16 protein-coding genes are annotated in these 13,726 nt (G+C 58.0%); 12 read left to right on the top strand and 4 right to left on the bottom strand.

The window, feature by feature from the left end; all coding sequences use genetic code 11:
* The first annotated feature begins 133 nt into the window (after positions 1 to 133).
* The 3 genes from flhB to ACNT1W_RS17180 are packed head-to-tail and all read left to right on the top strand — an operon-like array spanning position 134 to position 3,760.
* Entirely contained in the window at positions 134 to 1,285 is a 1,152-nt protein-coding gene (gene flhB, locus ACNT1W_RS17190) for a flagellar biosynthesis protein FlhB (RefSeq protein ID WP_017893234.1), read from the top strand.
* A complete protein-coding gene (gene flhA, locus ACNT1W_RS17185; RefSeq protein ID WP_419245900.1) occupies positions 1,278 to 3,356 on the top strand; it encodes a flagellar biosynthesis protein FlhA in 2,079 nt (692 codons plus the stop codon). Before flhB ends, flhA begins: the two co-directional genes overlap by 8 nt.
* Complete coding sequence (locus ACNT1W_RS17180; RefSeq protein ID WP_419245899.1) at positions 3,356 to 3,760, top strand: flagellar protein FlhE; 405 nt, start codon at positions 3,356 to 3,358, stop codon at positions 3,758 to 3,760. The genes flhA and ACNT1W_RS17180 overlap by 1 nt, the downstream gene beginning before the upstream one ends.
* Before the next feature lie 4 nt (positions 3,761 to 3,764).
* Here ACNT1W_RS17180 and ACNT1W_RS17175 read toward each other — a convergent pair whose 3' ends face one another.
* From ACNT1W_RS17175 to flgA, 4 genes are all read right to left on the bottom strand, one after another.
* Positions 3,765 to 4,067 (bottom strand): helix-turn-helix domain-containing protein, encoded by a 303-nt coding sequence (locus ACNT1W_RS17175; RefSeq protein ID WP_419245898.1) that lies wholly within the window; start codon positions 4,065 to 4,067, stop codon positions 3,765 to 3,767.
* 317 nt (positions 4,068 to 4,384) lie between these two features.
* Positions 4,385 to 4,819, bottom strand: coding sequence for a flagella synthesis protein FlgN (locus tag ACNT1W_RS17170; protein ID WP_017893231.1), 435 nt, complete (start codon positions 4,817 to 4,819; stop codon positions 4,385 to 4,387).
* A gap of 46 nt (positions 4,820 to 4,865) precedes the next feature.
* Positions 4,866 to 5,192: a flagellar biosynthesis anti-sigma factor FlgM gene (flgM, locus tag ACNT1W_RS17165; RefSeq protein WP_017893230.1), complete on the bottom strand. Its 327-nt coding sequence runs from the start codon at positions 5,190 to 5,192 to the stop codon at positions 4,866 to 4,868.
* 122 nt (positions 5,193 to 5,314) lie between these two features.
* Positions 5,315 to 5,968 carry a flagellar basal body P-ring formation chaperone FlgA gene (gene flgA, locus ACNT1W_RS17160; protein ID WP_261098054.1) on the bottom strand — a complete coding sequence of 218 codons (654 nt, stop codon included), beginning with the start codon at positions 5,966 to 5,968 and terminating at the stop codon, positions 5,315 to 5,317.
* A 160-nt stretch (positions 5,969 to 6,128) separates the two neighbouring features.
* Between flgA and flgB the strand changes: the two genes are divergently transcribed.
* The 9 genes from flgB to flgJ all read left to right on the top strand — a co-directional run bounded on the left by flgB (position 6,129) and on the right by flgJ (position 13,509).
* Positions 6,129 to 6,542: a flagellar basal body rod protein FlgB gene (gene flgB / locus ACNT1W_RS17155; protein WP_012145692.1), complete on the top strand. Its 414-nt coding sequence runs from the start codon at positions 6,129 to 6,131 to the stop codon at positions 6,540 to 6,542.
* A gap of 5 nt (positions 6,543 to 6,547) precedes the next feature.
* Positions 6,548 to 6,952: a flagellar basal body rod protein FlgC gene (gene flgC, locus ACNT1W_RS17150; RefSeq protein WP_115184398.1), complete on the top strand. Its 405-nt coding sequence runs from the start codon at positions 6,548 to 6,550 to the stop codon at positions 6,950 to 6,952.
* A gap of 12 nt (positions 6,953 to 6,964) precedes the next feature.
* Positions 6,965 to 7,642, top strand: a complete 678-nt coding sequence (gene flgD, locus ACNT1W_RS17145) for a flagellar hook assembly protein FlgD (protein WP_012145690.1) — start codon at positions 6,965 to 6,967, stop codon at positions 7,640 to 7,642.
* Between the two features lie 70 nt (positions 7,643 to 7,712).
* A complete protein-coding gene (gene flgE, locus ACNT1W_RS17140; protein WP_012145689.1) occupies positions 7,713 to 8,936 on the top strand; it encodes a flagellar hook protein FlgE in 1,224 nt (407 codons plus the stop codon).
* Positions 8,937 to 8,948: 12 nt separating this feature from the next.
* Positions 8,949 to 9,704, top strand: a complete 756-nt coding sequence (locus tag ACNT1W_RS17135; protein ID WP_017893227.1) for a flagellar basal body rod protein FlgF — start codon at positions 8,949 to 8,951, stop codon at positions 9,702 to 9,704.
* A gap of 18 nt (positions 9,705 to 9,722) precedes the next feature.
* Complete coding sequence (flgG, locus tag ACNT1W_RS17130; protein WP_012145687.1) at positions 9,723 to 10,505, top strand: flagellar basal-body rod protein FlgG; 783 nt, start codon at positions 9,723 to 9,725, stop codon at positions 10,503 to 10,505.
* Positions 10,506 to 10,740: 235 nt separating this feature from the next.
* A complete protein-coding gene (gene flgH, locus ACNT1W_RS17125) occupies positions 10,741 to 11,442 on the top strand; it encodes a flagellar basal body L-ring protein FlgH (protein ID WP_012145686.1) in 702 nt (233 codons plus the stop codon).
* A gap of 10 nt (positions 11,443 to 11,452) precedes the next feature.
* Positions 11,453 to 12,553 carry a flagellar basal body P-ring protein FlgI gene (locus tag ACNT1W_RS17120; protein WP_012145685.1) on the top strand — a complete coding sequence of 367 codons (1,101 nt, stop codon included), beginning with the start codon at positions 11,453 to 11,455 and terminating at the stop codon, positions 12,551 to 12,553.
* Positions 12,553 to 13,509, top strand: a complete 957-nt coding sequence (flgJ, locus tag ACNT1W_RS17115) for a flagellar assembly peptidoglycan hydrolase FlgJ (protein ID WP_012145684.1) — start codon at positions 12,553 to 12,555, stop codon at positions 13,507 to 13,509. The genes ACNT1W_RS17120 and flgJ overlap by 1 nt, the downstream gene beginning before the upstream one ends.
* Positions 13,510 to 13,726: the final 217 nt, after the last annotated feature.

The following is a 13,726-nucleotide window of genomic DNA, read 5'->3' as shown; positions in this document are numbered from 1 at the left end:
GGGTCTTAACGCTGGGTCATTCACTCATCCCGCAAATAACCCGTCTTTTTCCCCGCTGTTCCATCAATGAAATCCGCGATTTTTTGGCATGCTGGCGGCAATTTTATTCCCTCCCGGCACAGGAAGCGCATCCGTGGCTGAAGACAGCGATCTGGAAAAGAGCGAGGCCCCCACACCCCACCGGGTGGAAAAGGCGCGCGAAGATGGCCAGATCCCGCGTTCGCGCGAGTTGACGTCGGTGTTGATGCTGGTGGCGGGCTTATCGATTATCTGGGTGGCTGGCAGCAATATGTCGCAACAGTTGGCGATGATGCTGACGCAGGGCCTGAATTTCGATCACAGCATGGTCAGCAACGATAAACAGATGCTGCGCCAACTGGGGATGCTGTTACGCCAGGCGGTATGGGCGCTGTTGCCGGTGATGGCAGGATTGACGCTGGTGGCCATCACAGCGCCGATGCTGCTCGGCGGCCTGCTGCTCAGTGGCAAATCGCTCAAGTTCGATTTAAAGCGCATGAATCCGCTGTCCGGTCTGAAACGGATCTTTTCCAGCCAGGTATTGGCGGAGCTGCTGAAGGGCATCCTGAAGGCGACGCTGGTGGGCTGGGTCACCGGTTTATATCTGTGGCACAACTGGGCGGCGATGCTGCATCTGGTAACGCAACAGCCGCTCGACGCGCTCGCTAATGCGCTGCAGATGATCATCTTTTGCGGTTTGCTGGTGGTGCTGGCGCTAACGCCGATGGTGGCGTTTGACGTGTTTTATCAGCTGTGGAGCCACTTCAAAAAGTTGAAGATGACCAAGCAGGACATCCGCGACGAGTTCAAGGACCAGGAGGGCGATCCGCACGTCAAAGGGCGTATTCGCCAACAGCAGCGTGCCATCGCCAGGCGGCGCATGATGGCCGATGTGCCCAAGGCCGACGTTATCGTCACCAACCCAACCCATTACGCTGTCGCACTGCAGTACAACGACAAAAAAATGAGCGCGCCCAAGGTGCTGGCCAAGGGCGCCGGCGAAATTGCGCTGCGTATCCGCGAACTGGGTATGGAACACCGCATCCCGATGCTGGAGGCACCGCCGCTGGCGCGTGCGCTGTATCGACACAGCGAGATTGGACAACACATTCCCGCCACCCTGTATGCCGCCGTGGCCGAAGTACTGGCCTGGGTTTACCAGCTAAGACGCTGGCGGCGCGAAGGTGGGCTGATCCCGAAAAAACCTGAACGTTTACCGGTGCCGGAAGCACTGGATTTTGCTGGAGAAAGTGACACTAATGGCTAATTTGGCCGCCCTGCTTCGTTTGCCGGGCAGTTTTAAAGATACGCAGTGGCAGGTATTGGCCGGCCCGATACTGATTCTGATGATCCTGTCGATGATGGTGCTGCCGTTGCCGGCATTTATCCTCGATCTGTTGTTCACCTTCAATATTGCCTTGTCAATCATGGTGCTGCTGGTAGCGATGTTTACCCAGCGCACGCTGGAATTTGCCGCATTCCCTACCATCTTGCTGTTCTCGACCTTACTGCGCCTGTCGCTCAACGTGGCGTCGACGCGCATTATCCTGATGGAAGGGCATACCGGTTCCGCCGCTGCCGGGCGTGTGGTGGAAGCCTTCGGCCACTTCCTGGTGGGTGGTAACTTCGCCATCGGTATTGTGGTGTTTATCATTCTGGTGCTGATCAACTTTATGGTTATCACCAAGGGTGCCGGACGTATCGCCGAAGTAGGCGCGCGTTTTGTACTGGACGGCATGCCGGGTAAGCAGATGGCGATCGATGCCGATCTCAACGCCGGTTTGATCGGTGAAGAAGAAGCGAAAAAACGCCGTTCTGAAGTCACGCAGGAGGCCGACTTCTACGGCTCGATGGACGGTGCCAGTAAGTTCGTTCGTGGCGATGCGGTCGCCGGCCTGATGATCATGATACTGAACGTGGTCGGTGGTCTGCTGGTCGGGGTGATCCAGCACGGGATGGAAGTGGGTACGGCAGCGGAAACCTATACCTTGCTGACTATCGGTGACGGCCTGGTGGCGCAGATCCCGGCGTTGGTTATTTCGACCGCGGCCGGCGTTATCGTGACCCGCGTGGCAACCGATCAGGATGTCGGCGAGCAAATGGTCGGGCAACTGTTCAACAATCCGCGCGTAATGTTACTCAGCGCCGCAGTGCTCGGCCTGCTTGGCATGGTGCCGGGGATGCCGAACCTGGTCTTCCTGCTGTTCACCGCCGCTCTGTTGGGGTTGGCTTGGTGGCTGCGTGGGCGCGATCAGCAAGCTCCCAAAGAGCAGGAAGCGCCGATAACGCAGGACAACCCGCAGGCGGTAGAGGCCAGTTGGTCTGACGTGCAGTTGGAAGATCCGCTGGGGATGGAAGTCGGTTACCGATTGATCCCGATGGTAGATTTCCAGCAAAACGGCGAACTGCTTGGCCGTATCCGCGGCATCCGTAAAAAGTTCGCGCAGGAGATGGGTTACCTGCCGCCGGTGGTACACATTCGCGACAACCTCGAATTACCGCCAGCCAGTTACCGCATCCTGATGAAGGGAGTAGAAATCGGCAGCGGCGAAGCCCAACCGGGACGTTGGCTGGCGATTAACCCAGGCAACGCGGTGGGTGAATTGGCGGGGGATAAAACCACCGACCCGGCGTTTGGGCTGGAAGCGGTATGGATTGACAGCGCGCTGCGTGAGCAGGCGCAGATCCAGGGCTTTACCGTGGTAGAAGCCAGCACCGTGGTGGCGACCCATCTGAATCATCTGATTGGTCAATTCGCCAGCGAGCTGTTTGGTCGACAGGAAACGCAGCAGCTGTTGGATCGCGTAGCGCAGGACATGCCGAAACTGACTGAAGATTTCGTGCCGGGCGTGGTGACGCTGACCACGTTGCACAAGGTGTTGCAGAACCTGCTGACTGAACGGGTTTCGATCCGCGATATGCGCACCATTATTGAAACGCTGGCGGAGCATGCACCGACGCAATCCGATCCCTATGAACTGACCACCGTGGTGCGGGTCGCGTTGGGACGAGCCATCACCCAGCAGTGGTTCCCGGGCAACGGTGAAATTCAGGTCATTGGTCTGGACACCCAACTTGAGCGCTTGCTCTTGCAGGCGTTGCAGGGCGGTGGCGGTCTGGAACCGGGGTTGGCGGATCGTCTGCTGGATCAGGCCAAACAGGCGTTGCAACGTCAGGAAATGTTAAGTGCGCCGCCGGTGCTGTTAGTGAACCATGCGCTGCGGGCCTTGCTGGCACGCTTCCTGCGCCGTAGTTTGCCGCAACTGGTGGTGCTGTCGAATCTGGAAATCAACGACGACCGTCAAATCCGCATGACCTCGACCATTGGGGCCGCATAATGAAATACAGCATGGCGATAATCTGCCTGTTGGCTCCGCTGAGCCTGCAGGCGGCGTCCGGTTCCTGGGTAGCCGACAGCGTGGGTGCCACGCTGGAACATGGCGGGGAACGGGGAGAGTCACCGGGGCTGCGTGCACCTAACGAGTTACCGAATGCCAATGCGCGTATAACCAGCGTCAGTTGGCGTTACCGGTTGCTGGCCACCGAACCGGCCGGTATGCAGGTGCAGCTTTGCAGCTTGACCCGTTGCATTGCGCTGAGCGGCGGCAGTGGCAGCAGCAGCGGGTTACAGGGCGAACCGGCCAACGCCGAGCTGCGTTTTGTCTACTATGTGCAGGCGCGCGGCAGTTTGAACCCACCGCTGCGGGTGATCAGCAATCAGGTGATTGTCAATTACCAGTAACGGTCTAGGCGAGGATCGCCAGACCGTTGCGATCGACCAGCGAAAGAAGCTTCATGGCGGCGGAGTTGGGCACGGCTTCGCCACGCTCCCATTTTTGCACCGCCTTTTTGCTGACGTTCAGATGCAAGGCAAACACCGGCTGGCTGACGTTTTCACGGTCGCGCAGGGCGCGGATGTCCGCTGGAGTATATTGTTTGACCGGGCGTAAACACAGCATGTCGAAGGTGCGCATGGTGCTGGCATCAACAAATCCTGCCTGATGCAGTTCTTGGACTTCCTGATGGATCTCAGCAAGGATCTTGCTCATAGGTCAGTCTCCTTAACCTCTTGTCATTAACCAACTGATAAAGCCTGAAAGGCGAATAGTCCAGATAAAGGTAGATATCGATCATTCACTCTCCCTCAGAAATTATCCCCTTATAGGGTATAGATCAAGTGATTTAAAAACCAACACAGGGTGGAGGAACGGCATGGGAGAGGACAGGCGGAAATGCCAGGTTTGCGTAGTGTTACGAATACAAAATCAGAGGGCTGGATAAAATGGCAATTGAAGTGCGAGTTGTCTCGCAATGGGGGAGGCACACCCGGCGGAACGGTGACGTGACCGGGTGAGGTTTCGTTGATTTAAACGCCGATTTTTCGCCCCAGCAGGCTGGCGTTACGCGACTGGCCATCCGGGCCGTACAGCGATTTGTTTTGCTTGCTCAGGATCGCCAGCGCCTGGGCGTTGTGATCGATCTGCTGATTGAGCAGCATGCCGTTATGCTGGTTTTTTTCCCGCAGCAATTGGCTGAGCGACTGCACCCGTTGCCAGGCGTCTGCCAGGCGCGGATGAGCGGAATAGGGGGCTTGTTGCCCCAATGCACTTTCCAATTTCAGTCGCTGCTGTTCCAGGTAGTTTACCGTAGCCAGCAGTTGGCTCTTGGCGTCGGTGGCACGTTGCAGTGCCACGCCGGGCAATTGGCCGGAGCACAGCAAATGATGTTCTTCCGCCAGCACCGTATCCAGCGCTTGCAGGGTTTCCAGCAGCTTATTAATCAGTTGCGCCAGATTTTCCATTACGATAAATCACCTTTCAAAGAGTTCCGGATGTTTAACCTGGCGGTCAAACCTTTGGCGATGGGTTGCCGTTCGACATCCACTGGGCATCGCTTTGCACGTCCTGCAGCAATGCATCGGCAATTTTGCCGGCATCCATTTTCAGTTCGCCGTTGCGGATCGCCTGTTTGATGGCGTCCACCCGGTTCATATCAATATCCTGCGTTCCCGGTTGCATCAGGCGCGCTTGCGCGTCGCTCAATTTTACCTGGGTGCCGCTGACGGTGCTTTCCGTCTGGGCGGTTTTACGTGGCTGAAGTTGATTCTCCGCCGGCGTCTCACGCGCTTGCACCGTGGGAACGGGTTGCAGCCGCTGGGTGCGATCGATACTCATGGTCAATCTCCATCAATGCCGTCACCTGGCAGGCAATGGCTGATATTTTTTGTGGCCCTGGCGGCCAATAAAATACTGCTTATGACTTTGTTATCGGCAAGGTTTGATAAACCTTTACTTATTTATAGGGTGATGCGAATAGCTCCGTCGTCACCGACAATGCCGTTAACAATTTGCCCGGAGGCCATGCGCACGCGGACGCTATCTTCTGTGGCGGCGTTGTTCATCGCCTTGCCCGAGCCGCTGATGTTAAATCCGTCCCCCTGTGCGGTCACCTGCACTGCCTGACCGGCCTTGACTGCCCAGGCGCGGCGCAGCATGGCCAGGTTCAGTGGCTGGCCAGGGCTGATATTACGCAGGCTGACGGCCCCAAGCGCCTTGCCGGCCTCGGTCAGCGTGCGGGGTGGCAGAGTGTCGAGCCGACCGGTCTTCAACTTGATATCCGCCGCCGTCAGCTTGCTGCCGGCATTGATCGAGCGAGCCGACACCAGGTATTTGCCGATCACCTGGACCTGCGTCTGGATGAAACGCCGTTCCTGACCACAGCGAGCCGAAATACTGATGTTGCCCCAACGGCGGGCATTGGAGGCGAGAGACAGCTGTGGAAATTCGCACGCTGGCCACAGGGCCGCAGGCGTGCGCACCAGCACTTTAACCTGTACCGGACTGCCGCTGAATTGGCTGGTGACGAAGCTTTCAATCTGCGCCGCCAGATCCTCGGCCCGTGCGTTCAGGCTGCACAGCAGCGCTGCCAACAGCAGCATTCTACCTTTCATCTTCGCTTCCACCACAACCATCAGGATACGCGTAAGTGTACCCGGACTGCGTTCAGGCTAAGCAGATAAATAGCGACGCATTTTGCTCTTATTCCCACGATAGGCTGGCACAAGGGGCGTTTATGCTGTCGGCTCCAAATTCTAACCTCGCGGAGGGAGCATGATCGACAAACTGGACGCTGCTCTGCGCTTTGGTCAAGAGGCGCTGAACCTGCGCGCCCAGCGGCAGGAAATTTTGGCCGCCAACATCGCCAACGCAGACACCCCGGGCTATCAGGCGCGGGACATCGATTTCGCCGGCCAATTGAACAAGGTGCTGGAACAGGGCCGCGTCAGCGGCAGTGGCATTGCGCTGAACATGACGTCTGCGCGCCACATTCCGGCGCAGAACATGCAGCCGCCACAGCTCGACTTGCTGTTCCGCGTGCCGGATCAGCCGTCCATGGACGGCAATACGGTGGACATGGATCGCGAACGTACCAACTTCGCCGATAACAGCCTGAAATATCAGACCGATCTGACGCTGATCAACGGTCAGATCAAAGGGATGATGTCAGTGTTACAACAAGGATAAGGCGCATGTCGCTACTGAATATTTTTGATATCTCCGGCTCGGCGCTGTCCGCACAGTCGCAACGCCTGAACGTCAGCGCCAGCAACATGGCCAACGCCGACAGCGTCAGCGGCCCGGACGGCCAGCCTTATCGCGCCAAACAGGTGGTGTTTGAAGTCGCCAGCGCGCCCGGGCAGCCAACCGGCGGCGTACGCGTAGCGCAGGTGGTCGACGACCCCGCTCCGGAGCGCCTGGTTTATCAGCCGGGCAACCCGCTGGCGGACGGCAAAGGCTATGTCCGTATGCCGAACGTGGATGTGGTGGGCGAAATGGTCAACACCATTTCCGCCTCCCGCAGCTATCAGGCCAACGTCGAGGTGCTCAACACCACCAAGTCGATGATGATGAAAACCCTGACGCTGGGTCAATAACCGGAGCTTGCCATGGCCATTGCCGCAACCACCACTGAATCGCTGGATAACAGCGTCATCGGTGCCAACGCCAAAAATAACACCAGCCAGGATCTGAACAACAGCTTCCTGACGCTGCTGGTGGCGCAGTTGAAGAATCAGGATCCGACCAACCCGATGCAGAACAATGAGCTGACCAGTCAATTGGCACAAATCAACACCGTTCAGGGCATCGAGAAACTCAATACCACGCTGGGCTCGATTTCCGGCCAGATCAACAGCAATCAGTCACTGCAGGCCAGCGCCCTGATCGGTCACGGCGTGATGGTCCCCGGCAGCAATATCCTGGCCGGCAGCAAAGACGGCAAGGTCAGCACCACGCCGTTTGGTCTGGAACTGGAGCGTGCGGCCGATTCGGTGACCGCCACCATTACCGACGCCACCGGTAAAGCGGTACGCACTATCGAGCTCGGCGGCCTGACCGCCGGGGTGCATTCGTTTAGCTGGGACGGTTCGATGACGGACGGCACCGCCGCACCCGACGGAGCCTACAGCTTCACCATCAACGCCAAGGGCAACGGTGAGCAGTTGGTGGCGCGCAGCCTGCACTTTGGCATGGTCAACGGCGTTATCCGCGATGCGAACGGCGCGAAGCTGGATCTGGGCCTGGCGGGCAGTACCACGCTGGAAGAAGTCCGCCAAATTCTTTAATACGATTTTTTATTTCACTCATTCACAGGGCGTTATCGGACGATAGCCTAAACATTATTCGGAGAATGACATGGCCTTTTCTCAGGCAGTAAGCGGCTTGAACGCAGCAGCAACCAACCTGGACGTGATCGGTAATAACATCGCTAACTCCGCCACTTCCGGTTTTAAATCAGGCACCGTTTCCTTTGCCGACATGTTTGCCGGTTCGCAGGTCGGGCTGGGTGTCAAGGTTGCGGGCATCACCCAGAACTTTAAGGGCGGCACCACCACCGGGACCAGCCGTGCGCTGGACGTGGCGATTTCCGGCAACGGTTTCTTCCGCATGCAGGACCAGGACGGTGGCGTTTTCTACAGCCGTAACGGCCAGTTCAAACTGGATGAAAACCGCAACCTGACCAATATGCAGGGCCTACAGTTGACCGGTTATCCGGCTGCCGGTACGCCGCCGACCATTCAACAGGGCGCCAACCCGGTGCCGCTCAGTATTCCTGAAGGCATGATGAACGCCAAGGCGTCCACATCAGGCACCATGGTAGCCAACCTGAAGTCCACCCATAAGGTACCGGACAACAAGACCTTCGATCCGGCCAAGCAGGATTCTTATAACTACGTCAACACCATCACCGCCTACGACTCATTGGGCAATGCACATAACATCAATGCCTATTTCGTGAAGACTGACGAAAACAAGTGGCAGGTGTATACCCAGGATGGCTCCGCTGCGCCTGTCGATGCCGGCACCATGACCTTCGATACCAGCGGCAACCTGACAGGTACCACCAGTAAACAAGGCACCGCCGCCGAGTTCAGTATGCTGGTCCCGATGTCCGCCAAGGACGGTGCTCCGGCGCAGAACCTCAGCCTGAGCTTTGCCAAGAGCATGCAGCAGAGCGTTAGCGCAGATTCGGTCAGCAAGGTGTCGCAAGACGGCTATGGCGCCGGTGAGTACACCAATTTCCAGATTAACAACGACGGTACGGTCGTGGGCATCTATTCCAACCAGCAGACTCAGGTGCTGGGGCAGATTGTGATGGCCAACTTCTCCAACCCGGAAGGCCTGTCCTCGCAGGGCGATAACGTCTGGCAGGAAACCGGTGCATCGGGCCAGCCGCGTGTGGGTATTGCGGGTGGTGGTGGCTTCGGCAAGTTGACCAGCGGGGCGCTGGAAGCCTCCAACGTCGATCTGAGCCAGGAGTTGGTGAATATGATCGTCGCCCAGCGTAACTACCAGTCGAATGCCCAGACCATTAAAACGCAGGATTCGATCCTGCAGACGCTGGTCAGCCTGCGCTAATAGGATTGATTTATGGATCACGCGATTTATACCGCGATGGGCGCGGCGCGGCAGACGCTGGAGCAGCAATCGGTTACTGCCAACAACCTGGCTAATGCCTCGACGCCGGGTTTCCGTGCTCAGCTTTCGGCGCTGCGTGCGGTGCCGGTAGACGGGCCAAGCCTGCTGACGCGCACGCTGGTTACCGCGTCAACGCCGGGTGCCGACATGAGCCAGGGGGCGCTGAACTATACCGCGCGCCCGCTGGACGTGGCGTTGCAACAGGACGGTTTTCTGGCGGTCAGCCTGCCGGATGGCGGCGAAGCCTACACCCGCAACGGTAATCTTCAGATCTCCTCCACCGGGCAGTTGACGGTGCAGGGCAGGCCGGTAATGGGCGATGGCGGGCCGATTGAGGTGCCGCCGTCGGCAGAGATCACCATTGCCGCCGACGGTACCATCTCGGCACTGAATGCGGGCGATCCGCCGAATACCCTCGCACAGATTGGTCGGCTGAAACTGGTCAAGGCCGACGCGCGCGAAGTGATGCGCGGCGATGACGGTCTGTTCCGTCTGACGCCGGAAACCCAGCAGCAGCGCGGTAATCAGTTACCGAACGATCCTTTGGTACGGGTCATGCCGGGCGTGCTGGAAGGCAGCAATGTCAAACCGATGGAAACCATGGTTGACATGATCGCCAACGCCCGGCGGTTTGAAATGCAGATGAAAGTCATCCACAGCGTGGATGAAAATGAACAGCGCGCCAACTCGTTGTTATCACTGAGTTAAGCAGCAAGGAAATAACCCATGATCCCATCTTTATGGATTGCCAAAACCGGTCTGGATGCGCAGCAGACCAACATGGACGTGATTGCCAACAACCTGGCCAACGTTAGCACCAACGGCTTCAAACGCCAGCGCGCGGTATTTGAAGACCTGCTGTATCAGACCATGCGCCAGCCGGGGGCTCAGTCCTCCGAGCAGACTACGCTGCCGTCCGGTTTGCAGATTGGTACCGGTGTGCGTCCGGTGGCCACTGAGCGCCTGCACAGCCAGGGCAATCTGTCGCAGACCAATAACAGCAAAGACATCGCCATCAAGGGGCAAGGCTTTTTCCAGGTGATGATGCCGGACGGCACCCTGGCTTACACCCGCGACGGTTCGTTCCAGAGAGATCAGAATGGCCAACTGGTGACGGCAAGCGGCTTCCAGGTGCAGCCGGCAATCATCATTCCGGCCAATGCCCTGAGCATTACCGTGGGTCGCGACGGCATTGTCAGCGTCACCCAGCAGGGCCAGACCGCGGCCCAGCAGGTGGGCCAGCTGACGCTGACCACCTTTATCAACGACAGCGGCCTGGAAAGCATGGGCGAGAATCTGTACCAGGAGACCGAAAGCTCCGGCGCACCGAACGAAAGCACACCTGGCTTAAACGGCGCCGGCCTGCTGTATCAGGGCTATGTGGAAACCTCCAACGTCAACGTGGCGGAAGAGTTGGTCAATATGATCCAGACCCAGCGTGCTTATGAGATCAACAGCAAAGCGGTATCGACTTCCGATCAGATGCTGCAAAAACTGACGCAACTGTAATTGACGGGCGCGGCAGCGCCCGTCAGACAGCTAACAAATCTCAAAACAGGGTTTGAAGGTCAGGATTTGCTAACAAAAAATTAAGGAAAATCAAATTATTGATTTTCGGCTGATAACCACAAAATGGGGAAAAACCACGCTTTTTCCCCACTTTGTCAACACATTCACGGGCGCGGCAGCGCCCGTAACCCTATTTTGTGAAACAAAGGCGATACCCGTGGTAACCACAACTCTGATGGCAAACGTGCCGCCGCAAGGCAAACGCTGGTTGGCGGCGATGGTGATGCTGACGCTGGGCGGCTGTGCTTATATTCCGCATAAACCTCTGGTGGATGGCACGACCACGGCGCAACCGGCTCCGGCGGGCGCACCGGTACCCAACGGCTCGATTTTCCAGACGGTACAACCGATGAACTACGGCTATCAGCCTCTGTTTGAAGATCGCCGCCCGCGTAACGTGGGTGACACCCTGACCATCGCGCTGCAAGAAAACGTCAGCGCCAGCAAAAGTTCTTCCGCCAATGCCAGCCGCAATGGTGCCAGCAAGTTTGGCGTTGCCACGGCGCCGCGCTATCTCGATGGCCTGCTGGGCAATGCGCGTGCCGATATGGAGATGTCCGGCGACAGCACCTTCGGCGGCAAGGGCGGAGCCAATGCCAACAATACCTTTAACGGCACCATTACCGTCACGGTCAATCAGGTGCTGGTTAACGGCAACCTGCACGTGGTGGGCGAAAAACAGATCGCCATCAATCAGGGCACCGAGTTCATTCGTTTCTCCGGGGTAGTGAATCCGCGCACCATCAGCGGCAGTAACTCGGTCACTTCCACTCAGGTGGCAGATGCGCGCATTGAATACGTCGGCAACGGCTATATCAACGAGGCGCAGACCATGGGTTGGTTGCAACGCTTCTTCTTAAATGTCTCACCGTTCTAAGGATTGATCGATGCTGAAAAAAATACTGCTTACGCTGTGGATTGGGCTGGTGTGTTTACCGGCAACGGCGGAGCGCATTCGCGATCTGGTCACGGTGCAGGGCGTGCGTGATAACGCGCTGATCGGTTACGGGCTGGTGGTGGGGCTGGATGGTTCCGGTGACCAAACCATGCAGACGCCGTTCACCACCCAGAGCCTGAGCAATATGCTGTCGCAGTTGGGGATCACCGTGCCGCCGGGCACCAATATGCAGCTGAAAAACGTGGCGGCGGTGATGGTGACCGCCAGGCTGCCGCCGTTTTCGCGTACCGGACAGAATATTGACGTGGTGGTGTCCTCAATGGGCAACGCCAAGAGCCTGCGCGGCGGTACCTTGCTGATGACGCCGCTGAAAGGCGTTGATAACCAGGTTTACGCACTGGCGCAGGGCAACGTGCTGGTGGGCGGTGCCGGTGCCTCGGCCGGCGGCAGCAGCGTACAGGTCAACCAACTGGCCGGTGGCCGCATCAGTAACGGGGCCACCATTGAACGCGAACTGCCAACCACTTTCGGTGCCGGTGGCGTGATTAATCTGCAACTGAACGATGAGGATTTCACCCTGGCGCAGCAGATCAGCGATGCCATCAACCGCCAGCGCGGTGGTGGCACTGCCTCACCGTTGGACGCCCGCACTATTCAGGTATTGGTGCCGCAGGGCAACAGTTCACAGGTGCGTTTCCTGGCGGAGATCCAGAACATTAACGTCAGCGTCGGGGCAATGGATGCCAAAGTGATCATCAACTCACGTACTGGGTCGGTGGTGATGAACCGCGATGTGATCCTGGATTCTTGTGCGGTGGCACAGGGCAATCTGTCGGTGGTGGTCGATCGGCAAAATACCGTCAGCCAGCCAACGACGCCGTTTGGCGGCGGGCAGACCGTGGTGACGCCAAATACCCAGATTTCGGTGCAGCAGCAGGGCGGTTCGCTGCAGAAGGTTAATGCCAGCGCCAATCTGAACAACGTGATCCGCGCGCTGAATGCTCTGGGGGCGACACCGATCGATCTGATGTCGATCCTGCAGGCAATGCAAAGTGCCGGCTGTCTGCGTGCCAAGTTGGAAATCATCTGATGGCCAGCGATCTGATGGCGATGTCGGGTGCCGCTTATGATGCGCAGGCGCTAAACGGGCTTAAGCGTGACGCGGCGAGCGATCCGCAGGGCAATCTGAAACAGGTGGCGCAACAGGTTGAAGGCATGTTCGTGCAGATGATGCTGAAAAGTATGCGTGCCGCGCTACCCAAGGACGGGGTGCTGAGCAGCGATCAGTCGCGGCTCTATACCTCAATGTATGACCAGCAGATTGCCCAGCAGATGTCGCAAAAGGGGCTGGGGATGGCCGACATGATGGTTAAGCAGATGAGCAATGCCAACGCGGTGCCGAGTGAGACCGCAGGCATGTCGCCAATGGCGCTGGACCTTCTTTATCAGGACAGTGAGGTGCTGCAAACGCTGCCAAATCAGGCGCTGGAGCAAATGATCCGTCGTGCGGTACCGAAAGCGCCTGCCGCGTCGCCGCTGTCGCTCAATAACGGCAACTTTGTCGCCAGGTTGTCTGTTCCGGCGCGCGTTGCCAGCCAGCAGAGCGGCATTCCCCATCAGTTGATTGTGGCGCAGGCCGCGCTGGAATCGGGCTGGGGCCAGCGTGAGATCCCGACCGCCAACGGTTCGCCGAGCTACAACCTGTTTGGCATCAAGGCCGGCAGCAGCTGGAGCGGGCCGGTTACCGAGGTCACCACCACCGAGTTTGAGCAGGGGGCCGCGAAGAAGATCAAGGCGCAGTTCCGGGTGTACGGCTCTTACGTTGAAGCCATTGCCGACTACGTCAAGCTGTTGACCAATAACCCACGCTACGCCGAAGTGGCCAATGCGCGCAGCCCCGAACAGGCGGCACATGCGTTGCAGAAGGCCGGTTACGCTACCGATCCGCAATACGCCAACAAACTGGTCAGCGTGATCCAGCAGATGAAAAACACCGGCGAGCAGGTGGTTAAGGCTTATACCCATGACCTGAAGGATCTGTTCTAAATCCCCGTCATTCTTGACGCTGCAGCTGTGTTGGCTGCACAAGCTCACCCCGGTCACTTGGCAGACCAAGCTTCCGGGGACTCCCTTGCTGGCCGCCGTGCTGCAACGCCAATTATTTTGGGGATTTGCGAATGTCATAAATCATGAATAGGGCTAGCAATTTGCTATCAAGTTTCCCCGCTTTTTGCCGATAACCAACACAGGCTGAGCGAGTGGG

Origin of the sequence: Serratia sp. NFX21, assembly GCF_048517035.1 — a bacterium.
Taxonomy (GTDB): Bacteria; Pseudomonadota; Gammaproteobacteria; order Enterobacterales; family Enterobacteriaceae; genus Serratia; species Serratia quinivorans.
The sequence above is the reverse complement of the archived record's forward strand: the minus strand, read 5'-3'. Positions and strand labels throughout refer to the sequence as shown.

Excerpts from the sequence above, each read along its gene's own strand:
- flgE (WP_012145689.1), top strand. The coding sequence starts at position 7,713 with ATGGCCTTTTCTCAGGCAGTAAGCGGCTTGAACGCAGCAGCAACCAAC.
- flgD (WP_012145690.1), top strand. The coding sequence starts at position 6,965 with ATGGCCATTGCCGCAACCACCACTGAATCGCTGGATAACAGCGTCATC.
- flhA (WP_419245900.1), top strand. The coding sequence starts at position 1,278 with ATGGCTAATTTGGCCGCCCTGCTTCGTTTGCCGGGCAGTTTTAAAGAT.
- ACNT1W_RS17170 (WP_017893231.1), bottom strand. The coding sequence starts at position 4,819 with ATGGAAAATCTGGCGCAACTGATTAATAAGCTGCTGGAAACCCTGCAA.
- flgH (WP_012145686.1), top strand. The coding sequence starts at position 10,741 with ATGGCAAACGTGCCGCCGCAAGGCAAACGCTGGTTGGCGGCGATGGTG.
- flgB (WP_012145692.1), top strand. The coding sequence starts at position 6,129 with ATGATCGACAAACTGGACGCTGCTCTGCGCTTTGGTCAAGAGGCGCTG.
- ACNT1W_RS17120 (WP_012145685.1), top strand. The coding sequence starts at position 11,453 with ATGCTGAAAAAAATACTGCTTACGCTGTGGATTGGGCTGGTGTGTTTA.
- ACNT1W_RS17175 (WP_419245898.1), bottom strand. The coding sequence starts at position 4,067 with ATGAGCAAGATCCTTGCTGAGATCCATCAGGAAGTCCAAGAACTGCAT.
- flgG (WP_012145687.1), top strand. The coding sequence starts at position 9,723 with ATGATCCCATCTTTATGGATTGCCAAAACCGGTCTGGATGCGCAGCAG.
- flgA (WP_261098054.1), bottom strand. The coding sequence starts at position 5,968 with ATGAAAGGTAGAATGCTGCTGTTGGCAGCGCTGCTGTGCAGCCTGAAC.
- flgC (WP_115184398.1), top strand. The coding sequence starts at position 6,548 with ATGTCGCTACTGAATATTTTTGATATCTCCGGCTCGGCGCTGTCCGCA.
- flgM (WP_017893230.1), bottom strand. The coding sequence starts at position 5,192 with ATGAGTATCGATCGCACCCAGCGGCTGCAACCCGTTCCCACGGTGCAA.
- flgJ (WP_012145684.1), top strand. The coding sequence starts at position 12,553 with ATGGCCAGCGATCTGATGGCGATGTCGGGTGCCGCTTATGATGCGCAG.
- ACNT1W_RS17135 (WP_017893227.1), top strand. The coding sequence starts at position 8,949 with ATGGATCACGCGATTTATACCGCGATGGGCGCGGCGCGGCAGACGCTG.
- ACNT1W_RS17180 (WP_419245899.1), top strand. The coding sequence starts at position 3,356 with ATGAAATACAGCATGGCGATAATCTGCCTGTTGGCTCCGCTGAGCCTG.